Raw genomic sequence first — 21,051 nt, forward strand, 5'->3', positions numbered from 1 at the left:
CACGGTGCCATAGGTTCAAGCCCAGACGCAGCCGGGCCGATTACTCTTCTACTTTCTCTTCGCGCAAAATCCACCCAGCCTCTCCCGCCACCAGTTTGTACTGGATCTGCCGCATCTTCCCCGTCCGACCCGCACCCGCGTCGGCGCTGTCGTACACCGGAAAGCGCTGCACGAGCGTGTTCTCCACCACCGCAAACGAATCCTCGCCCTGATACCCCTCGGCCGCTTTTGGATTTTCGCTGATTGGCGGCAAATAGATTTCGCTCAGGGATTTTTTCCGGTTGGCGGAGTAGGCGATCAGTTCTCCCGGCATACCGCGACCGGGCGAGCGTGTAGCGATATAGACCTCGGGCGAGCCATCGTTATTGAGGTCGGCGACTTCGGCGCGGACGATGCTGCCGTTGAGCGGGTGGGTGATCGGCGAATTGTCGATTTCCAACCCCTTGGGCTCGATGCGCAAAGTGGGTTTGCCATCGACCCGATCCTCTTTCAGGTGAAAGTTGATGCCCTGCAACGCCAGGTTCTGCTCGAATGGCGAGTTGTTATCCGCTGCGTCGCCGTTGGAGAGGATCAGGGTGATCCCGTAGTTCGCGACTTCATTACGCCGTGCAGCATTGCGCATGAGATAAACCTGCACCGTGTACTCACCGTCGGCGGGCAACGAACCGATGAAGTGATTGCCCATGACCGAGCCGTTGAACAGCGCGGAGTCAGAATCCTTGGCGGCGATATTGAAATAGGCGGAGGTGTTGGAGGGCTTGAAGTCCACCGTCAGCACCTGCCCCGCCTTGGCGTTGAGTTTGTACTCCGCGGTTTTATAGCCCTTGATCGACTGTTTGAACTGCACGCTGCCATAACCGCTTTTGTAATTGACCTGCTGAATCCTCGGCGGAATGTCGGCGGTGGCTGCGTGGGCCGAAAGAGAAACGAGGGCAGCCAGTATGGCGCCGAGCCAGATGTTCATGAGCGTCCTTCGGGTAATGGCCTATGTGGTTCGAAGGATAGATCTGTAGCCGTGGGGCCGTCCAACCGTGGGGGTGACTGGAATCCGGCGGCGATCTTCGGAGCAGGATGCCAGCCGAGTTGGTGTTGCGGGACCTGCAGATGCGACAAAGCCCGCACTGGGCGGGCTTTGTCGTTGAGAGTTGGTGGGCCGGGGTAATCTGAATTGGTATTTTATGTGATTGATTATTATAATTAATATTGGTTTTTTATTTTGATTGGAATACCAATTGGAATACCTCACAAATAATGTTCAAGTGACCCCCACTCCTGCTTTAGTCGATCTGGCAACATTGCTTCACATCCATCGTAAGCGGTGGTCTTTTTATAACTGTCGGAACAACAGGTAGCAATCGCGCGTTGCGGCTTGGCTCTAAGTTGCCTTCGTAGAAACTCAACGGCAGAGCGGTGTAGTATCAATTTGCTTTCAAATTTCGTGCCCAACCTATCAACGTGACACGTTGCTTGCGAGGGCACGTGTCGACTAGCCAAGGATGACGGTAAATTTCCACGCTGCCTGCAATTGTTTTTGAGGAGCATTATTCGGTTGGGGTTGTTCAACAGCAGATCCTTCCAGCACAGCGGGTCTCACTGGTCGCCGAAAACTCAATCAATGTGTCGGCGCGAATCAAACAGCCGCTAGACGCTTCGATAACGAGGAGCGGGTGATTGTCACCTCTCGCAAGGATATGCAGCTTCCAGGCTGCGACGGGCTTCGTTGATCTAACGGGCGAGCAGATCCTCGGCATCGCACTCGCAAGTGCGGGCCTGCTTCAATCGTGAGGCTGGTCTGTTGGGGGCGGTAGGTGACGGTTCGATCACTACCCAGATGCTAGGAGAGATGGCCGGTATAGCTTGACTGACTAGGCGTTCAGCACTGTGTCTCGAGCCTCCCTCGCGCTATGATCAGAGCTATCAATTTAACGAGGTGGCAGTGGTATGTCTCGCAAAGCTATTGGCAAAACTGTTGCTCGGACGAGCCGATCTGATGCTAAAGGTGGTGGGCTGCTCACTGAAAAAAATTCCGGTTTCTTGAGTCAGTGCGATTCACAAATCTCACGACGATCATGCTACCTGGCGGGGACAAAGCCACTGACTTTGTAGAGTTCACATTCGCCGACTTTAAAAAATTGCTCAAGCTGCACGAAAAATACAGCGTGGTCAGCAGCGAGCTTTTAGAAGAGCAAAAGGCCTCGTCAAAATATGAGATGAGTAGTGCATTGGAGAAACTGGGTAAGCGCAATCGCGCCCTAAAGAAACATAAGCTGATAGCTGAGCAGCAGGTCGAGAAGGTCGAAGCTCTAGAGCTAGCGCTTGGAGTGAGAGAAAACCGGATCGCGGAACTAGAAGCGCAGGTAGCGGAGGAGATCGAAAACTTTTCTATCCTCAAGCGCAATTACGACGCCCTTCTAAGAAATATTGACGAGGAGGAGGACGGTTCTAGAAGCATGACGCCATCTGCAACTCGCGGATGGGACACAATAACAAGCCGCAGGGCACTGCCAGGTAGCTACGGTACGGGCAAGCGTCGTTGACCTGTGGTGCCTTTAAGCGAAATTTTGTAAGGTGGCGGCATACTGCCATTCACCGCTAGGATCAAGACTCAAGGGATGAGAACGTACCGGTATATTTGTTCTGCGGAGACGTAGGTCACAGAATCAGCGCTCTTAAGTAGGCCTGACAGGCCAGTAGTGCGATCGGCCTGTTAACCCCGTCCGGTGATTGCGACAATTCGTTGAGCATGCGCAGGGTCAAGTCAGGCGCAAATGCCGCATGAGCTAGGCCTATTACTGGTCCTTATCGGACAAAAACAGCCGTCCATCCTTTCGAAATGCTAAGGCTATAAGCTTCGTTGGACGACGATCAGCGATAGTCATAGTTTAGAGAGTCGGGATTCATAACCCTTTCAATGCCACTCTCAACCAATCCTTTCTTCAAGGCCTTTTGTATTAGTAAAAAACTAGGAATTTCGAGCAATGGATTTTTTGAGCAGGTATTTAAGAGTTGTATTCTAGATGCGTTAAAAGGAAAACGATTCGATCTATTATGTCCGTGGCTTATAAGTAGCGTTGAGCGCAACTTTAAAGTTCGATGAATAACTGAGAGGAGCCATCCATCAAGCATCGTTAGCTGAATGACGTCATCGACCAAGGGATAAAAGCTCATCACCCCCTTGAAATATATTCTTTTGGCCCTGCCAGACAAATAATCTTTAATTTGTTTATGGCTGAGGCCTCCATACATATATCTGCGCACCTCCAAAATGGCCGACATCAGATTGACGTCTTTATCATTCGCTGGTATGCGCTGGCCTGCCAGACTTTGCTGCTTGAGAGGCTGAACTAAATTACGATAGAGAATATATGAGATTTGCTTCTGAATTTTTTAAGTGATTTGTCTTTAATCGAGACCTTGTCAACTGAAAGAGCATATCCTAAGAAGTTTAGACGCGTTTTTGCAACTATTTCAGATGGTAAGCCATCTTTCGTTAGTAGTGATATTCCTTCGGACTTAGTGACGTTGATTTTAACGCCCGCTTGTTTGGAGAAATCATTGATATAACCAAATGCGTTACATATTTTTGAGTAGTCTGGAGACCATACAATTGTATCATCGGCATAGCGCGAAAACTTTACACCTTCCCGTTCCAAATCTTGGTCGAATTTCCAACAGGTCAGATTTGCCAAAAAAAGACTAATGGATGTGCCCTGAGGAACGCCAACCTTTCTCTCTCTCAAAAACGAATTAACTATGAATTTTTCTTCTGGACTGATAAAAAATCCATTCTCTAAGAACTGGTCTTTAAGGAATGAATGAGAAATAGATCCGAAAAAGTCCGAAAAATCAAACTCAGCTAAAAATGTTCTTTCGTTTCTTCGAAGGTCAACGGAGATATCTTGTATTGCAAAATGAACATTCCTGTCATTTCGGTAGGCATAAGAAAATGAGCTAAAGCGATGTCGATTTTTAGCCAGAAGTCTATTGAAGAACATCTTTGATATGGCCGCGTCGGGAATTTGGTAGATTGCTACCTTTCTTATACCGCCATCAGGCTTAGGAACAGATTTAATGTATGGACTGTTCGGGGTGTAGGTACGATCTTCTATTTTTTTCGCAATTGATCGAGCAATACTTTTGTGTTTGCTCCTGACATAGAATGGATTGTACTTTTTATTGATATCCCAATAGTCAGGTGTATATATTTTTTTGGTAGGCGCGGCATCCCCGAGACGTCTTGCATTCCTCTTGGCTTCAAGATGCACTCTATTATGGTATTCATGATAGCGAGTAATTAACTTCTCGGCCTCCTCAAGAATTATAACTTCAAGTTGTTTCTCTAACCTCATAATCTCCCTCCCATAAAAACAAAAAAGCCCGAGTTAGACTCAGGCTTTTCCACGGTATAAACCCAAGTAAAAGTAAGTTATCACATGGTTGGGAAGGCTTTGACGCCTCCCCCATCAGTGCGAGTCCTCGCAGCTGAAGACCGGCTATTGCTAACCGGTAGAAGGCAATACCGTTATCCCCATAGGGGAGTCAGAGCATAATAGCGCTTTGCTCGCACCTTTCAAGCTTTTAATTTTCTATACGCTTTTGGCGTTACTGTATAACAATGAGGCGTCGACGGCTTTTCTAACCTCATTTATCAATCGGGCGGTACGTCAGACTACTAAGGATATTTAATGATTAAAACAGGCCCGTTTTTGCCTATCATAGAGGTCGCCCTTGGCCGAAAGGTCAATCGCGATCGGTCAAAAGCTACCCTAAAACTGCAACATCTCGCTGACCGCTAATTTTCATTGGCGACTCACAGCCTCTATATTCTTAGCCAAGCGGGGAGGCGTGTCTTAATAGTTTCAATATGACCAAAGCGTATATAGACTTCTGATCCATCCTGTGAAGCTGTCGGCACGTCGCTTTGTAGAGGCTCAAAGTTGATTTTATGAGTATCTGCGTTTTCTAGGCTAACGGTATCACTCAGCTTCAAAACCCTCATTGCCAGTTCACGAACGTACTTCTGCTTGCTAAGGTCAACGTTGAAAGATGCCTTGTCATGCCGGGTGCCGTCCACGTTCCACGAAACTTGCATATTCTTGGCTGATTTATTCTTAGTCTTGGCTATATGCACATGGCGTAGCTGTGGGATTTTGGGATCAGCTGAATCGACCCGGTACATCCAACCTTTTCCCGCCTCCTTCCAATGACTCTCCAACGAAACCCCGACGCGACTTAGTGCAGTCTCAGTCAGAATTATAGAGATATCGGTAATTTCACCATACGGGCCATCTGGTTCAGAGTCCAGCGGCTTTCTCAAGCTGTCATTAACGCTCATGCTTTTCGATTCCTTTCTTGGGTGGCGACATGTCCGCCTAGTAATGATAATCGCTTTGAAATGTGCAGCCTACGAGATATATTGATTCAGAGTGCAAAACACTGGCGCTATCAGCGCGGGAGACGTATTTCGTCCGGAGTTGAGGCCTGCACAACTCATCTTTACTCACCGTAGGGGCTCCGGAGTGTTGCGGCCCGCCAATGCCCTGCTGGCGGTTCCGAGTGTTAATCGTTTTTAGTTTCATAGACATCTTTGATGTGTCCGCCCGTGGCCTGCTTCCGCCCGTCGCTACCGAGGGCTGCGGAGAGAGTTGGCGATCAGTGAGTCATTGAGATTTTGGATCGGCTGTTAGTTTAAAGCCGACTAACAGCTACCGTATTATAGGTTTGACACCTCAATCAACATCATCTGGTAGGTTAGGTACTTCTAGAATGGAATCCGGTTTAAAGGTGGTTCAGGGGCCGTTTACAGCGACTTGACCGAAATAACTTCCACAAACCTAAATTTTTTCTTGGCTATCCTCGTAGCGTCTTGCTCTGCAACTAGGGAGCTAAGCGTATCGGCCTCATGTACGATCTCTTGCATTTTGCCTTCGAATTCATTCCCAACCCTCAGGGTGACTCTCAATCTGGGAGTAAAGGTATTTGATAATTTCTTTTTCTTCACTACCTTCGTCGGCTCCTCAATCACTAGTTCCGGTGCAGTGTCTTGCGCGTGAGTGTCGATTACCAATGCAGTGGCCTGAGGCTCACCGAATAGCGCCCGGCGCATTTCTTCTTCCGTCAGCTCTGTAGACATAACATTTCTCGAGAGGGTGTCGTGTATAGCGTTACCGATTCTATCACTGTGGACGGCTTCGGAAATAAGAAGGCATTACATGGTACCTGGCTTGTCATAACCACTAAATTCGGATGTGCGTGAGTTTCTGCTTGGAGCGCTTGTTCGAACGCAGCCGTATTGATACTCATGCTTGTGTTGTCGCGGCTTCGCATTTACGCTTTGTTCCGTCGCGGTCAATCCCGTGGCCGGGTGTCAGAACCTGAATTGTTCGAGGCGCATAGCGCCATAGCCGGCGATTAGGTGCTTTCAGAGGCCTAGCTGCTGCTTTTCTATGGCGGTCCGTGCGGGGCAGGCTTCGGCCTGGCCGGTTCCCTCGGACGCCGGTTTCTGACCCCCGTACGGTCCGCCACCCATTTCGTGTCAGAACGGCTGGGTGGACGGCTCCTTAACTGTCCGAGGAGATAAGGAAAATGACCTGTCCCCCTTTTAAGCACGTGCGCCACCCCGGCCAAACGGTTCAAGCTGCAAACTATCTCGGAGGATTCCGCGATGTTTGATCTTTCGCTTCTCATCGGCCTCCCCAAACCTACCAGCATCGATACTTCATCGCTTACCCCTGAAGATGCAGCGATTAGACTGCGGCAGGCTGCCACTCTCCGACTTAACGGAGCCCAGAGTGTTCTGCTTCATTTTCCGCAAGACGTTGAGCTTGCAGTAGAGTTGTTGGATGACGCCGCCGTGTTGTACGACAAGGCATTCCGGAATTTAACTGGCATTCCGGCTCAAAGCGTCCATCAACAGATCCATGAGTATGTCTCTGTCCCGTCCGCTGAAGGGTCTCCCGCGATCCAAACACCGTGGGGTGATGAGTTCGCGCCGGTAATAAAGGAGGGCGTTCGTTGCGCGGAGACTTGGCTTGAAGGCTCATCACTTCCGTTATGGTGGGCGCTGTCTCAGAACCGAAAGCGTCATCGTCCAGGTGATCCACAAGAGGCATTTGAAGCCGGTTTTTTGCTACGGTTGCAGCAGACGCTGATCATGCGACGTGAGTCCGTCACTTCCCAATCAACCCGCTTTGATGCCTGAGTCTGTAATTGACGTTTGAGATTTGCTTTTCCCGCCAAACCCTCCGATCAAGCGATCTTTGATCGCGCCGATCGGAGGGTTCACTCGCTTTTTCTCTAGGCCGCCGCGTTCCACTCTCCAATTTTCATATTTGATTAACGCCACACTTGCTTTCACCCGTCATTAATTCCCCGCGATCCTGTCGTGCGCAACGCTATTCAGTGTATGTGCGAATCTTTTCGTTGGGCATGGATGTAGATGTGGCGACAGCGGCGACGCCGGCGACAACCCACGTGTAACGTGGCCTGGAGCATGGCGACAGAAGTGGCGACAGTCGCCACTTTCTCAGCGCATTGGCTGTGACGCTTGACCGCCTTTTCGAGTGGGTATAAAAATTGGCGCACAGATCGCTGTCATTGGCAGCACCTGCCCAGGTAGCCAGAACCTTTAAGGCTACGCCACTCGCGTGGTGGATCTTCCCCAAGTGCGATTAGCGTCCGGCGGCTCGCACGGTCACTCTCCAAGAGTGATGGATGCCTACTCGACCGATCTGTCCATTGCGGCAGACGACGGGCCTACCTCGCTGCGCTGCAGCAACCTCACCTTTTGGCACACTTCGCTGCGCCAGACCGCGCCCGTCTCTTTCTCCCGGAAAGAGACGGGCGCTCGTACTACTGCTGCAAGCCACGTCGTACAGGGCGTTGCCGCAACTCTCCTCGTGACAATCGGCGTGACAAATACCGAATGCTCACTCGCCACAGCGATGCCGATGACGATGCCGCAGCCCATGAAATGGACTGCCCCTGACTGACAGTCAGGCATGCCTCGATCATCACCTCGCTGCCTTCACCTGACTCAGGATCTCGCGGCACCGGTCTCGTCAGCCAGTGCAGCCTCCACCCGCCCACCGCTATCTGTGTTCAGGAGGCTAGATCATGAGATGCCCAAGCTCCCGGTCGTAAGGAGCCGCCAGTCCCGCGTTAGTGGACAACCCTCACAGGTCGCAGGGGCCTTGATCCCTGATAACACTCAACAACCGTGGCGGGATGAGTGAGGACAACCAGCAATGAACGAGGAAAGGGCCCATGCAGCAGCTAGATCCGAAGCTTGAACTACCGCGACCGCCTCGACCGCTGATTGAGTCGAATCCCGTGACCCAGCCTTATCCGGTGCAGGCACTGGGTGGGATTCTTGGGCCTGCGGTAGAGCGAATGGCCGGGGTCATAGGCGTGCCCCAGGCACTGGCCGCGCAATCAGTGTTGGCTGCCTCGGCGCTGGCCACTCAAGGTCATGCGGGCTTACAGCTCGACGGGAGAAATTATCCACTGTCGCTGTACCTGATCACGGTGGCCGCTTCAGGTGATCGCAAGACCGCCGCAGACCGATGTGCATTGCTGCCGGCACGGCAATGGGAGCGTGAACAGTGGCAGCGCTACCGCGAACAACTCGCCCTGTACCGTGCCGCACAGCGGCAGGCGCAACGTGCCAACCCTGTCGATCCCGCCCCCACAAACGGCGTGCTGCTCGAAGCGGAGCCCTCTGCACCTAGGTTGATCACCACGGACCCGACGATCGAAGCGCTGATCAAGGGGCTCTGCCATGACCTGCCCAGCATGGGACTGTTCTGCGATGAAGGGGGACAGTTCCTCGGCAGCAGCACCATGAGTCGGGATCACCGTTTGAAAGCGGTCACGACCTTGTCGTCACTCTGGGACGGTAGCCCGATTGATCGAGCGCGCTCCATGACAGGCGAAAGCCTACGGGCTTATGACCGGCGCTTGAGCCTGCACCTGATGTTGCAGCCGTATTTGGCCATGCAGTTACTCAGTGACCCGTTGCTACAGGGGCAAGGTATTCTCGGTCGCTGCCTGATGACCTGGCCTACCAGCCTGGCCGGACAGCGCAGTTACCAGGCCGTCGACTTGTCCAAAGACGCCGCCCTGAAGCGCTATCACCACCGTCTTTCGGCCCTGTTTCGTCAGCCGTGGTCACTTAGCCCTGACGGTGCTCTAAAGCTATCACTACTGAACCTCAGTCCATTGGCGCGTCGTCGCTGGATTGATTTACACGATGCCATCGAAGCCCAGCTGGGAGAGTTTGGCGAGCTGGCCAGCGTACGGCCCAGCGGATCAAAGGCAGCCGATAACCTGCTACGCATCGCCGGCGTTCTTGCAGTTGTGGAGGAGAGCAGCGTCGTGGAGGTCGACCATATCCAGCGGGCCTCCGCATTAGTCGGCTACTACCTCACCGAGATCCAGCGCCTGACTGAGCAGGAGCCAGTGTGTCGAGTTAAGGAAGAGGCGGACCGGCTGCTGCGCTGGTTGCAGGTCAAGGATTGGAAGCGCTTCAGTATTCGAGAGCTGAATCGCAACGGTCCCCGCTTTGCCCGCAAGAGCAGTCGTCATGCTTCCAGGCTGTTGGTTGAGTTGCTGAATCATCATTGGCTGATTACCGACGGCCACACCTTCGAGGTGCGCCATGTTCAATCTTGATGAGGCGCTGCGCAACCATCTGGCTCAGCGCCAAAGAAAGCCAAAAGCGCAGTTTGTCGCCGCGAGTGTCGCCACATTGTCGCCACGCTCAAAATCAGGCAGGACAAGGGTTGTCGCCGCTGTCGCCAGTGTCGCCACCACCCATAAAACTATCGCCTCTGCGACAGCCATTATTCAATGGTTGAAAGAGGAGGGTGCGCATCTTTACGTCACCGACAACACGCTGTGTTTTCGCCTGACTGATTGGGCTCAATTCGCGATTGTAAGTGCGCACTGGCGAGCTCTTTTGCATGATCTCGCGGCAGTCGATCAGGAACAGAAAAATGGCTCGGGTCGGTAAGCGAGCGGGGCGCAATTTCGGCTTCGGTCGCCAGCTTAGCTATGCTGGAGCGCAAGCACTGAAAGACCTGTTTGGCGGCGGTCATTTCGCTACCGTCAAAGCTCATAGCGATCGCTGGCAGGCTTTCGTGAATTGGTGTCGATCCGATGACGGACCGAGGGTCAACGACGCGCGTCAGATAGACCGCGAGATCCTCATGCGGTACGCCGTCCACGTGCGGGAGCAGGTTGATCAGGGAAGCGTCGGCATTGCCACCGCGCACAACCGACTGTCCAGCGTGAACCGAACGATGGCCGCGCTGCGCGGTGATCAGTACGTCAAAATCCCCAGTCCGAGTAAGGCGCTAGGCCTACAGCGTTCAATCGTGCGTAGTGAGGCCCCGCAAGGCCAAGACCGTATACAGGTCAGGCTGATTGCGCAAATGCTCTCAGAGCGACACCAAGCGAGGGTGAGTGCCATTGTTCTCTTAGCCCGGGAGACGGGCATGCGCCTGCGTGAAGCGATCTTGGCCGACCTGCCGCGGTTGCAACGAGAGGCTCAACGACTGGGCAAGATCAACATCCAGGATGGCACTAAAGGTGGTCGATCAGGAGCCTCGGCACCGCGCTGGATTACGGTGACGGATCAAGTTCGCGATGCCCTGGATTGGGCCAGCGCGGCCTCACCCAATGGCAGTCGGAATTTGTTGGCGCCCGACGAAAGCTACAAAGACTTTATGCAGGCAGTTGTGCGACCGGCACGGGACTTCCTGCATGAGCAGGGGTTGAAAGGTTTTCATGAGCTACGGGCGGCTTACGCCTGTGAGCGCTATGAGCAACTGACTGGCTTGAATACACCTGTCAATGGCGGTCGTGTTCATCGAGAGGATCGAGAGCTTGATCAGCGTGCACGACAGCAGATCAGCCACGAATTGGGGCACAACCGCATCGATGTGGTGAGTGCCTACATCGGAGGTCGGGGATGAAGTCCGAATTTGATATGGCGTTGTTTCTGAGTCCGGCGCTCAGAGGTGCCTACGCAACGCGCCAGCGGCACATCAGGCAAGCAGAAAGGATGCACGAGGTTATTCTTGAGCGCTGGGGTTGCATGACACCCTGGTCTTGGAGAGACAAACACGTGAGATGGTTTCTGGAGCACTACTTGCGATGTTCAGCTCCGGCTACCGTTTACTACTATGAATTAACAGCAGGGTTGATTCGTAGCCGGCGTGAAAGCCTTAAAGCCGAACATTTGCTCAATTTCAATAAGCGCTGCACCGTTAAGGCGAGACAACCTTGCTCGTAAAGTCCTTGGATGCAATGACGTTCGGTAGATAAGGTCTCCGTGGCTTTTAAGCAGACGCATACACTTGCTGTCTCGCAAGAGGCCTTCTCCTTTCAAGCACTAGAACCTCCAGGCCAATTTACTCGACATTGGAATCTCAGCCATATTGAACGTCCAAGCGCGTGCATCCAGCGAAGTCATTCAGTTCTAGGTTGCTAAGGTTATGCGTAACAGTTCTTATCACGGTGGATACAGTCGTTGGTCTGCGACACGCATCCTTGACGACAAAACCGTTGGGGCAGTCCAAAATCACAGGATACATTGGCTCGCACATAGTAAAATCCGGCCTCACTCACTACTGCTGATGCATCAATGAAATTACTGAATACCTACGACGACCGCGACGAGGCTGAGGCTGCTGCCGAAAAGATCACAGGCGAGAAGCGTCTGGCAAGTGAGCGCGACTCTACCGTGGTCATCTACAACCTTTTCGGCGAACCTTCCTGGGGCAATTTTCATCGCTTGGGTATGTACAACCTAGCTGAGCTAAAAGCTCTCCTGGGCCATCGAGCAAGCTGGCAACCAAATGATGAGCTCCGCCATGCAGAAATCCTTGCCACCCTCAACATTGTGGCGAAGAACTATCAGGTTGAGATTCCTAGTCACTGGCTCTGACAGGCTAAGTCTCGTATGACAAAAAAACGGGGTTAATGAATGCTACACAATCCATTTCGTTAAGGGATAATCACGGATTTGATCGACAATATCACCCGTTTGCTGGGTGACGATCCTAAACAAGCCATCCGGCCAAGGACGTAGCTGAAGATCGGGCCTCGAGCTTTGAGTCGCTCCGAAACAGCCTAAAATTTTAGGGACTAAAGAAGTGAGTGACCAATTTTTCAAGCAGCCTATTCTCAATTCTCCTTATGGCTATCCGTCGCTGCATTGGGAACTCGACGATAAAGGGCATCCCACGCAAGAAATCGTGGAGTCTCGCCGAACTTCCAGCTTCATAAGTCCTATCCCGAAACCACGCCGGTACCATGGCGAGCAAACCACTCTGGCGCTGGATGAGGTTGAGAACCTTGCTGACGATGGGCAGCGCTACCGTCATTCGGAATTGATTAATGCAGTGCGGCGAGAGGTGGATGCGTGGCGGCGGTTGCCACCATCGCAGTGGCGTGTCACGCCCGAGACAGCGCGTTTGCTGGAGCACTGGCGCAACTTTAAGTTCAGCGGTGTGCGCCCATTCTTCTGCCAGGTCGAAGCGGCCGAGACCGCTATCTGGCTGACTGAAGTAGCCCCGCAGCTCGGCAAGAATGGTGAGCGCTACCTCGATCACCTAAAAAAGGTCAGCCAAGATGCCAATCCCGGCCTAATGCGTCTGGCGCTGAAGCTGGCCACCGGTGCTGGCAAGACTACGGTCATGGCGATGCTTATCGCATGGCAGACAGTCAATGCCGTGCGGCATCCGCAGAGCAAGAAATTCACCCGTGGTTTCCTGCTGGTCGCACCCGGCCTGACTATCAAAGATCGTCTTCGCGTGCTGCTACCTAACGATGCGGACAGCTATTACGCCAATCGCGAGATCGTGCCGCGTGACATGCTGATGGATCTGGACAAGGCCAAGATCGTCATTACCAACTACCACTCTTTCAAACTGCGTGAGCGCATGGAGCTGTCCAAGGGGGCGTCGCTTGCTGCAAGGCCGCGTCGGCAGCGAGCTGGACACGCTTGAAACCGAGGGTCAGATGCTCCAACGAGTCATGCCTGAGTTGATGGGACTGAAAAACATCCTAGTTATCAACGATGAGGCGCATCATTGCTACAGAGAAAAGCCGCACGCTACGGAGGACGACGAAGATCTGGATAAAGATAGGAGGGCCGAGGCTGAGGAAAATAATAAAGCCGCACGACTCTGGATTTCTGGCCTGGAAGCAGTGAACAGAAAACTGGGCCTGCAGCGGGTAATGGACCTGTCAGCCACGCCGTTCTTCCTGGCCGGATCCGGGTACGTGGAAGGTACGTTGTTTCCTTGGACGATGAGCGACTTTTCGCTGATGGATGCTATCGAATGTGGCATCGTTAAATTACCGCGTGTGCCAGTGGCCGACAATATCCCTGGTGCGGAAATGCCCATCTACCGCGAACTTTGGAAGCACATTGGGAAAAAGATGCCTAAGAAGGGGCGCGGCAAGAACGCCTTGCTCGACCCATTGGCTATCCCGGTGGAATTGCAAACCGCGCTGGAGGCCTTGTACGGCCACTACCTCAAAACTTACGAAGCCTGGAATCAAGCAGGCATCAAAGTGCCGCCGTGCTTCATAGTGGTGTGCAACAACACCGCCACTTCCAAACTTGTGTTTGATTACATCTCTGGTTTCGAACGCACGAATGAAGATGGGTCCATCACTCCTGTGCCGGGGCGGCTGGAGCTGTTCCGAAATTTCGACGAGCATGGCGAGCCGCTCGCGCGTCCGAACACACTACTTATCGACAGCGAGCAGCTCGAATCTGGTGAGGCTCTGGACGATAACTTTCGGGCTATGGCCGCTGACGAGATCGAACGCTTCAAGCGCGAGATCATCGAACGCACTGGCGACCGCCGCCAGGCGGAGAACCTGAGTGACAGCGAACTGCTACGAGAGGTGATGAACACCGTTGGCAAGCAGGGCCGCTTGGGCGAACAAATCCGCTGCGTGGTGTCGGTGTCCATGCTCACCGAAGGTTGGGACGCCAATACAGTTACCCACATTCTTGGTGTGCGTGCGTTTGGTACGCAGTTACTGTGCGAACAGGTTATCGGTCGTGCCCTACGACGTCAAAACTACGAATTGAACGAAAACACGGGCCTGTTCGACGTGGAATATGCCGACGTATTCGGCATTCCCTTCGACTTCACGGCCAAGCCGGTTTTGGTCACTCCGTCCAAGCCGCGTGAAACCATCATGGTAAATGCTCTGCGACCGGAGCGCGACCATCTGGAAATCCGGTTCCCGCGCGTGCAAGGCTATCGCGTTGAATTACCGGAAGAGCAACTCGAAGCCGAATTCAATGAAGACCATCACCTCACTCTAACGCCGGAGGACGTCGGCGCGACCAAAACTCATAACGCTGGCATCATCGGCGAAACGGTGGAGCTGGATATTAAGCATCTGGAAGACGTGCGCCAGTCCACTCTACTGATGGAGCTGACCAAGCATTTGCTGTTCCAGCATTGGCGTGACCAGGGCCAAGATGCACCGATTGCCCTGTTTGGCCAACTCAAGCGCATTGTGCGCCAGTGGTTGGAAGAGTGCCTAGAATGCAAAGGAGGCACTTGCGCGGCTCAATTGATGTACCGTGAGCTGGCGGACAGAGCCTGCCAATACATCACAAAGGGCATTACGGCGAAAGAACTGAAAAAAGGGCGGCAGGTTAAGGCTATTCTCGATCCGTTCAACCCGACTGGTAGCACCGCGCACGTTCGCTTCAACACCTCGCGCCCCGGCATCGAACGCTGGGAAACCGTTGGGGTGGAAAACCAGCCAAAGAATCAAGTCAACTGGGTGATTTTGGATAGTGGCTGGGAAGCTGAGTTCTGCCGTATTGCTGAATCCCATCCCAAGGTGCTGGCCTATACCAAAAACCACAACCTCGGCCTAGAAGTCCCTTACCGCTTCGGCTCGTCCAATCGCATTTATATCCCGGACTTTATTGTGCAAGTGGATGACGGTCGCGGTAAGAGCGATCCACTGAATTTAATCGTTGAGATAAAGGGCTACCGGCGTGAGGACGCGAAGATAAAGAAATCCACGATGGATACCTATTGGGTCCCTGGCGTGAACCATCTCGGTAATCACGGCCGCTGGGCCTTTGTGGAATTCGGCGACGTGTACGAAATGCAGGAAGATTTTGCCAAGGAGGTCGAGGCGAAGTTTAACCAAATGATTGAAACGGCTGCGCCTGCGGCGGGAAACAAGGAACACTGAGATGGCGACCAAGAGAACGCAGCAGCCCGGCAAGAGCGTTGAACAGCTCACGCACACTGAAGCTAAGCGCAAGAACATCCCGACCGTGGAGCATCAGTCGGTGATGCAACACCACGAGCAGGCACCCATCAAGGTGAGATATACACGCGGTAACAACGGAATGGACGACGAAAAGGTCCAGCGCAACCGCGATCTCGACCCGCAACTAATTTGGCGCGGCAAGGATCAACAGGACTGGTCAGATCTGGTCGTCAATGCGCCGCCGCTTTACATCCAAGAAAAGGTCAAGCCAAAGGTGCTGATCGACGATCTACGTCGCCAGACGGAGGGACGTCGCGAGGCTGCCGAGCCACAAGCTGGCACGCTGGACTTGTTCGGCGACTTCAATGGTTTGCCCGAGGGCGCGGATCGCACGGAGTTCTACCAGCACGAGGGTCATTGGCAGAATCGGATGATCTTGGGAGACAGTCTGCAGGTGATGGCGAGTCTGGCCGAGCGCGAGGGGTTGCGCGGCAAGGTGCAGTGCATCTATTTCGATCCGCCCTACGGGATCAAATTTAATAGCAATTTCCAGTGGTCAACCACGAGCCGCGATGTGAAAGATGGCAACGCTGGACACATCACCCGTGAACCGGAGCAGGTAAAGGCGTTCCGAGATACCTGGCGCGACGGCATACATTCGTATCTGACGTACTTGCGTGACCGAATGATAGTGGCCCGGGATTTACTGACAGAATCCGGCTCTATTTTCTTGCAGATCGGTGATGAGAATGTGCATCGGGTGCGTGTCTTGCTTGACGAAATATTTGGTGAAGACAATTTCATCTCGATGATCCAAGTGCAGAAAACCGGCAGCCAGTCATCAAGTCTTCTAGCGAATACTGTGGACTTTGTACTCTGGTACGCCCGCTCGAAAGAAAAAGTCAAATATCGGCAGCTTTACACACAGCGAACCGCGGGCCATGTTTCTTCAGACCGCTACGATCAAATCGAACTTGAAGACGGCGAAGAGCGTCGGTTGAAGCGTGATGAACTGGAGCGCAAAGTCGAAATTCCTCCGGGAAGGATTTTTCAACAAACAAGTCTGATTTCATCTGGTCAGGCCTCAAGTGAGCAGATTTTTGAGTTTCGGGACAAGCCATATCGTTCAGGCGCGTCGAACCACTGGAAAACTACAATCGCTGGTCTTGGGGTTCTAGCGAAAGCCGGGCGTGTTGTTGCAGGCGCTTCAACCCTACGCTACAAGCGCTATCTCAATGATTTCTCGGTCTTGCCTATTGCGGATCGTTGGGAGTCGCTACAGATCGGCACCGGCTTGATTTACGTCGTGCAAACAGCAACGTCCGTGGTCGAACGATGTTTGTTGATGGCTTCCGATCCCGGTGATCTTGTGCTCGACCCGACCTGCGGCTCCGGCACAACGGCATATGTCGCTGAACAATGGGGACGCCGCTGGATCACCGTCGACACCTCGCGAGTAGCATTGGCATTGGCAAGAGCCCGCATCATGGGCGCGCGGTACCCGTTCTACCTGTTGGCTGATTCTCCGGAGGGCCAGCGGAAGGAAGCCGTAATTATACGAGGCATACCTAGTTCGTCCTCCACCTACGGCAACATTGTGCACGGCTTCGTGTATGAGCGAGTGTCGCGCATTACTTTGAAGTCGATTGCTAACAACGCCGAGATCGAGGTCATATGGGACAAATTCCAGCAAGTGCTGGAACCATTGCGCGTAGCCTTAAACAAGGCGCTCGGCAAACAATGGCGGGAATGGGAAATCCCGCGCGAGATCGGTGCAAAATGGAGCGACGCGGCGAAGAAGCTACACCGCGACTGGTGGCAGCAACGTATTGCCCGGCAAAAGGAAATCGACGCGTCAATCGACGCCAAAGCCGATTCCGAGTTTCTCTATGACAAACCGTACGCGGACAAAAAGCGTGTACGCGTGGCCGGCCCATTCACCGTTGAGTCGCTGTCGCCGCACCGCGTGTTAGGTGTGGACGAGGAAGACAACCTGATTGACCATGTGGCCGAAACGCAAGCCGAATACGGCCAGGACTTCGTCAGTCTGATCCTGTCTAACCTGCGTTCTGCCGGTGTGCAGCAGGCACACAAATCCGACAAGATCGAATTCACCTCATTGAAGCCGTGGCCGGGAGAACTGGTCTGCGCCGAAGGCCACTACCTGGAAAATGGACAAGTGAAGCGTGCAGGCATCTTGGTAGGCCCAGAATTCGGCACCATTAGTCGAGCTGATCTCGTGGATGCTGCACGCGAAGCGGGTGATGCCAACTTTGACGTACTCATCGCGTGTGCCTTCAACTACGACGCACCCGCTAGCGAATTCAGCAAACTGGGCCGCATCAACGTACTCAAAGCGCGCATGAACGCCGACCTTCACATGGCTGAAGACTTAAAGAACACCGGCAAAGGCAATCTGTTTGTGATCTTCGGCGAGCCGGATGTGGACGTGCTGGACACGCAAGGACGCAGCATCCGCTCATACGATGGCAAGCGTGACGTTATCGAGGTGCCTGCTGACGGGCAACTGGTGGTGCGCATCAACGGAGTGGACGTATTTCACCCCAGTACTGGTGAAGTAAGAAGCGACGGTGCGGACGGTATCGCCTGCTGGTTCCTGGACACCGACTACAACGAGGAGTCCTTCTTCGTCCGCCATGCCTACTTCCTCGGCGCGAACGACCCATACAAGGCCCTGAAAACTACTCTCAAGGCTGAAATCGATCCCGACGCTTGGGCGACACTCAACTCCGACACATCGCGCCCTTTCCCGAAACCGAGCAATGGCCGGTTTGCGGTGAAGGTCATCAATCACCTCGGCGATGAGGTGATGAAGGTATTTAAGGTGAACTGATGGAATTCCGCATCGCTGATACGTTTACCACCAGCCTCGCCCGCTTGACCGGCGATGAGCAGAAGGCAACCAAGACCACCGCGTTCGATTTGCAGGTTGATCCGAGTGGCAAAGGCATGAGCTTTCACAAGCTCGAAAGAGCTAAAGACCCGAATTTTTGGTCGGTGCGAGTCAGTCGCGACATACGTGTGATCGTCCATAAGACAACGGGCAGCCTGCTGCTGTGCTACGTCGACCACCACGACAGGGCCTATCAATGGGCCGAGCGACGCAAGCTTGAAGTACATCCGACTACCGGCGCAGCGCAGCTCGTCGAAATCCGTGAGCGTGTTGAAGAAATTCTCGTTCCTAAGTACGTAGAGAACAATACGCCGGCAAAGCCTCATAAGCCGAAGCTATTCGCAAAATATAGCGAGGCTAAATTACTAGCCTATGGAGTCCCGCAGGAATGGCTTGTCGACGTGATGGCTACCGACGAGGATTCGCTGCTGCAACTAGCCGACCATCTGCCCGTAGAAGCGGCCGAAGCGCTACTCGAATTGGCAACAGGTGGCACACCAGCATTGCCGGAAGTGGCGGATAAAGGGGCTGATCCATTCCAACATCCGGATGCACAGCGTCGCTTCCGCGTCATGTCCGATATGGACGAGCTAGCCCGTGCCTTAGAGTACCCGTGGGACAAGTGGACGGTGTTCCTGCACCCGGCACAGCGTCAACTGGTCGATCGAAGTTACAACGGTGCGGCGCGTGTGTCCGGCTCAGCCGGCACCGGCAAGACCGTAGTTGCCTTGCACCGCGCAGTTCATCTCGCCCGTAAGGATGAGGACGCCCGCGTGCTGCTTTCCACGTTCTCGGATACTCTGGCCAACGCGCTGCGAGGCAATTTATACCGGCTGATCTGGAATACTCCCAAGCTCGGCGAACGCATCGACGTGGCTGCGATGGACGCCATCGGAATTCGCTTATATGCGGCGGAGTTCGGTAAGCCTACATTCGCTAGCCGCGATGAAATTTCCTCACTGCTTAAAGCTGCTGCTGCGCAGTTCCCTGGTCTGAAAGCCAATGCTACGTTCTTGCTGTCCGAATGGGATGATGTAGTGGACAGCTTGCAGGCCCATGAATGGGAGGCTTACAGGGACGCCAAGCGGCTTGGCCGAAAGACCCGTTTGCCTGAAGCGCAGCGCGCCTTGTATTGGCAAGCGTTCGCTCAGGTGCAGAAGCAGTTGAAACAAGCCGGCAAGATCACTACCGCAGAAATGTTCGCCAAGCTTGCTGAAGTCATGCCAAACCGTAAGCATCCGGTGTTTGATTGCATCGTGGTAGATGAGGCTCAGGACATCAGCGTGCAGCAACTGCGCTTCCTCGCAGCGATTGCCGGCAACCGCGCCAACGCACTCTTTTTCGCGGGGGACCTAGGCCAACGCATTTTCCAAACCCCGTTCTCGTGGAAATCTGTGGGTGTGGATGTGCGCGGTCGCTCACGTACGCTCAATATCAATTACCGCACCTCACATCAAATTCGCTCGCAGGCTGACCGCCTGCTCGACCCCGAGGTATCCGACGTAGACGGCAATGTCGAAAGCCGTAAGGGTACGATTTCCGTGTTCAATGGGCCGGAGCCAACCATTCGCGGCTATATCGATGCAGATACAGAAAGCCAGGCCGTTGGCGTATGGTTGAGGCAATGCAACGGCTTTGGAGTACTGCCGCAGGAAATTGGCATCTTTGTCCGATCTGAAGACGAACTCTCACGCGCAAAGGCGGCGGTAAAGGCTGCTGGCCTAAAAGGACGTGTGCTTGGCAAGGATATGGCAACGGAAGAAGGATTTGTAAGCATCACCACCATGCATTTGGCCAAAGGTATGGAATTTCGGGTGGTCGCGGTGATGGCTTGCGATGATGAAATCATTCCTTCACAAATGCGCATCGACACTGCTGCCGACGAGGTCGAGCTGACCGAAATCTATAACACCGAACGCCAGTTGCTGTATGTGGCTTGCACCCGTGCCCGCGATCAACTGTATGTTTCGGCTGTCCAGCCGGAGTCGGAGTTTCTGCAGGATTTGATGCAAAAATAGATATTCGGGTATTGGGTTTTACCGGTTCTGCTAGGAGCGCCGCGTTAATTCGCCGCTGATCTCGCTAGACACACCGGAGAGCCTTCCCTAGCGCGCACTCAGGTCCATAATCACTGCCTTATTTTGGCGGTGAGCTTTGGGTGAACAGTGCTATTCACCTAAGTGCACCTTTTTGCGTTTTGGGCCCTCCCCATTCGATTCCAGATCAGCACGATGGTGAGTCGATAGTAAACTTGGCAACATTGGAGTGGTCTTTCAGATACTGAGTCAGAAACCGACGCACATGCTTGTGTTTCCACGTCCACGGATTTTCGCATTGCCATCGCTGCTGAATTGCCGCTTGCATGATTCGGGCTTGACGTAGGTGTCGTTGCTGCGTGACCTTCGAGACAGTCAATACGCCGCTCAGGAATAACGCCATGTTGAAGGGCTTGCTCACGCTCGACCTCCTATGTAGTCCGAAACCACATCGATCCGGTTATGCCCGAGCTCAAGGCTGATCTGTTGGCGCGCCTGCTGATCAAGGTTGCGGTCAATGCGATAGCAGTGGCCACCATTGACCGGTGCGGCGTGGCCAGTGAGCTGTTCGTAACGCTCGCAGGCGTAGGCCGCCTGCAGCTAATGAGGGCCTTCAGGCCCTCTAGATGAAGAGTTGTCGATCGGAACGCACGGTCTGTGGCAAGAACGCCGCATAGCTTTCATCACTGTTTGGCAAAATGCGGCTGCCAGGGGGCGAAGGGAGATTCGATTAACAATTCGTTTGTCTTTTAAATGCGAGCCCCTGCGCATGGGAATGCAGAGCCCTCCCATGCGCAGGGGCTTAGTCGGAGGAGCACAGGCATGCCGCGCGCC

General features: G+C 53.6%; 15 protein-coding genes and 2 pseudogenes. 11 read left to right on the top strand and 6 right to left on the bottom strand.

Annotated elements, in window-relative coordinates; all coding sequences use genetic code 11:
- Nucleotides 1–40: 40 nt before the first annotated feature.
- Complete coding sequence (locus tag JFT91_RS23760; protein WP_201234074.1) at nt 41–964, bottom strand: hypothetical protein; 924 nt, start codon at nt 962–964, stop codon at nt 41–43.
- A gap of 1,078 nt (nt 965–2,042) precedes the next feature.
- Between JFT91_RS23760 and JFT91_RS23765 the strand changes: the two genes are divergently transcribed.
- Entirely contained in the window at nt 2,043–2,537 is a 495-nt protein-coding gene (locus tag JFT91_RS23765) for a hypothetical protein (protein ID WP_201234075.1), read from the top strand.
- An 807-nt stretch (nt 2,538–3,344) separates the two neighbouring features.
- On the opposite strand, the gene JFT91_RS23770 is transcribed toward JFT91_RS23765, so the two are convergent.
- From JFT91_RS23770 to JFT91_RS23780, 3 genes are all read right to left on the bottom strand, one after another.
- Nucleotides 3,345–4,349, bottom strand: coding sequence for a reverse transcriptase domain-containing protein (locus tag JFT91_RS23770; RefSeq protein ID WP_201234076.1), 1,005 nt, complete (start codon nt 4,347–4,349; stop codon nt 3,345–3,347).
- A 470-nt stretch (nt 4,350–4,819) separates the two neighbouring features.
- Nucleotides 4,820–5,335 (bottom strand): DUF6367 family protein, encoded by a 516-nt coding sequence (locus tag JFT91_RS23775; RefSeq protein WP_101273063.1) that lies wholly within the window; start codon nt 5,333–5,335, stop codon nt 4,820–4,822.
- Between the two features lie 465 nt (nt 5,336–5,800).
- On the bottom strand, nt 5,801–6,133 hold the full coding sequence (locus JFT91_RS23780; protein WP_101273062.1) for a hypothetical protein: 333 nt from the start codon (nt 6,131–6,133) through the stop codon (nt 5,801–5,803).
- A 531-nt stretch (nt 6,134–6,664) separates the two neighbouring features.
- Here JFT91_RS23780 and JFT91_RS23785 point away from each other — a divergent pair.
- The 10 genes from JFT91_RS23785 to JFT91_RS23820 all read left to right on the top strand — a co-directional run bounded on the left by JFT91_RS23785 (nt 6,665) and on the right by JFT91_RS23820 (nt 20,199).
- Entirely contained in the window at nt 6,665–7,201 is a 537-nt protein-coding gene (locus JFT91_RS23785) for a LasR-specific antiactivator QslA (RefSeq protein ID WP_201234077.1), read from the top strand.
- A gap of 1,064 nt (nt 7,202–8,265) precedes the next feature.
- Nucleotides 8,266–9,672: a YfjI family protein gene (locus JFT91_RS23790; protein ID WP_201234078.1), complete on the top strand. Its 1,407-nt coding sequence runs from the start codon at nt 8,266–8,268 to the stop codon at nt 9,670–9,672.
- Entirely contained in the window at nt 9,659–10,012 is a 354-nt protein-coding gene (locus JFT91_RS23795) for a hypothetical protein (RefSeq protein ID WP_201234079.1), read from the top strand. Before JFT91_RS23790 ends, JFT91_RS23795 begins: the two co-directional genes overlap by 14 nt.
- Complete coding sequence (locus JFT91_RS23800) at nt 9,996–10,976, top strand: integrase domain-containing protein (RefSeq protein ID WP_201234080.1); 981 nt, start codon at nt 9,996–9,998, stop codon at nt 10,974–10,976. The genes JFT91_RS23795 and JFT91_RS23800 overlap by 17 nt, the downstream gene beginning before the upstream one ends.
- On the top strand, nt 10,973–11,296 hold the full coding sequence (locus JFT91_RS29755; protein ID WP_101273057.1) for a hypothetical protein: 324 nt from the start codon (nt 10,973–10,975) through the stop codon (nt 11,294–11,296). Before JFT91_RS23800 ends, JFT91_RS29755 begins: the two co-directional genes overlap by 4 nt.
- A 351-nt stretch (nt 11,297–11,647) precedes the next feature.
- The gene (locus JFT91_RS23805; protein WP_101273056.1) at nt 11,648–11,950 is read left to right on the top strand and encodes a hypothetical protein; all 303 of its coding nucleotides are present in this window, start codon (nt 11,648–11,650) and stop codon (nt 11,948–11,950) included.
- Between the two features lie 208 nt (nt 11,951–12,158).
- Complete coding sequence (locus JFT91_RS30025) at nt 12,159–13,013, top strand: DEAD/DEAH box helicase family protein (protein WP_347340651.1); 855 nt, start codon at nt 12,159–12,161, stop codon at nt 13,011–13,013.
- Nucleotides 12,973–15,246: a BPTD_3080 family restriction endonuclease gene (locus JFT91_RS23810; RefSeq protein WP_242489357.1), complete on the top strand. Its 2,274-nt coding sequence runs from the start codon at nt 12,973–12,975 to the stop codon at nt 15,244–15,246. Before JFT91_RS30025 ends, JFT91_RS23810 begins: the two co-directional genes overlap by 41 nt.
- Before the next feature lies 1 nt (nt 15,247).
- Nucleotides 15,248–18,121 (top strand): site-specific DNA-methyltransferase, encoded by a 2,874-nt coding sequence (locus tag JFT91_RS23815; RefSeq protein WP_242489358.1) that lies wholly within the window; start codon nt 15,248–15,250, stop codon nt 18,119–18,121.
- Nucleotides 18,121–20,199, top strand: a complete 2,079-nt coding sequence (locus JFT91_RS23820; RefSeq protein ID WP_201234081.1) for a UvrD-helicase domain-containing protein — start codon at nt 18,121–18,123, stop codon at nt 20,197–20,199. Before JFT91_RS23815 ends, JFT91_RS23820 begins: the two co-directional genes overlap by 1 nt.
- Before the next feature lie 158 nt (nt 20,200–20,357).
- Here the strand turns inward: JFT91_RS23820 and JFT91_RS29765 are convergent.
- Together JFT91_RS29765 and JFT91_RS29770 are read right to left on the bottom strand one after the other, a co-directional pair.
- Nucleotides 20,358–20,638, bottom strand: a pseudogene (locus JFT91_RS29765) (hypothetical protein).
- Nucleotides 20,635–20,935: pseudogene (locus JFT91_RS29770) on the bottom strand (integrase domain-containing protein); the annotation flags it as partial. The pseudogenes JFT91_RS29770 and JFT91_RS29765, both read right to left, overlap by 4 nt.
- Between the last annotated feature and the right edge of the window lie 116 nt (nt 20,936–21,051).

The organism is Pseudomonas sp. TH08 (assembly GCF_016651275.1).
Classification (GTDB): domain Bacteria; phylum Pseudomonadota; class Gammaproteobacteria; order Pseudomonadales; family Pseudomonadaceae; genus Aquipseudomonas.

Coding starts and splice junctions, on each gene's coding strand:
- JFT91_RS23815 (WP_242489358.1), top strand. CDS start 15,248: ATGGCGACCAAGAGAACGCAGCAGCCCGGCAAGAGCGTTGAACAGCTC.
- JFT91_RS23820 (WP_201234081.1), top strand. CDS start 18,121: ATGGAATTCCGCATCGCTGATACGTTTACCACCAGCCTCGCCCGCTTG.
- JFT91_RS23800 (WP_201234080.1), top strand. CDS start 9,996: ATGGCTCGGGTCGGTAAGCGAGCGGGGCGCAATTTCGGCTTCGGTCGC.
- JFT91_RS23770 (WP_201234076.1), bottom strand. CDS start 4,349: ATGAGGTTAGAGAAACAACTTGAAGTTATAATTCTTGAGGAGGCCGAG.
- JFT91_RS23780 (WP_101273062.1), bottom strand. CDS start 6,133: ATGTCTACAGAGCTGACGGAAGAAGAAATGCGCCGGGCGCTATTCGGT.
- JFT91_RS29755 (WP_101273057.1), top strand. CDS start 10,973: ATGAAGTCCGAATTTGATATGGCGTTGTTTCTGAGTCCGGCGCTCAGA.
- JFT91_RS23805 (WP_101273056.1), top strand. CDS start 11,648: ATGAAATTACTGAATACCTACGACGACCGCGACGAGGCTGAGGCTGCT.
- JFT91_RS23760 (WP_201234074.1), bottom strand. CDS start 964: ATGAACATCTGGCTCGGCGCCATACTGGCTGCCCTCGTTTCTCTTTCG.
- JFT91_RS23775 (WP_101273063.1), bottom strand. CDS start 5,335: ATGAGCGTTAATGACAGCTTGAGAAAGCCGCTGGACTCTGAACCAGAT.
- JFT91_RS23790 (WP_201234078.1), top strand. CDS start 8,266: ATGCAGCAGCTAGATCCGAAGCTTGAACTACCGCGACCGCCTCGACCG.
- JFT91_RS23785 (WP_201234077.1), top strand. CDS start 6,665: ATGTTTGATCTTTCGCTTCTCATCGGCCTCCCCAAACCTACCAGCATC.
- JFT91_RS23795 (WP_201234079.1), top strand. CDS start 9,659: ATGTTCAATCTTGATGAGGCGCTGCGCAACCATCTGGCTCAGCGCCAA.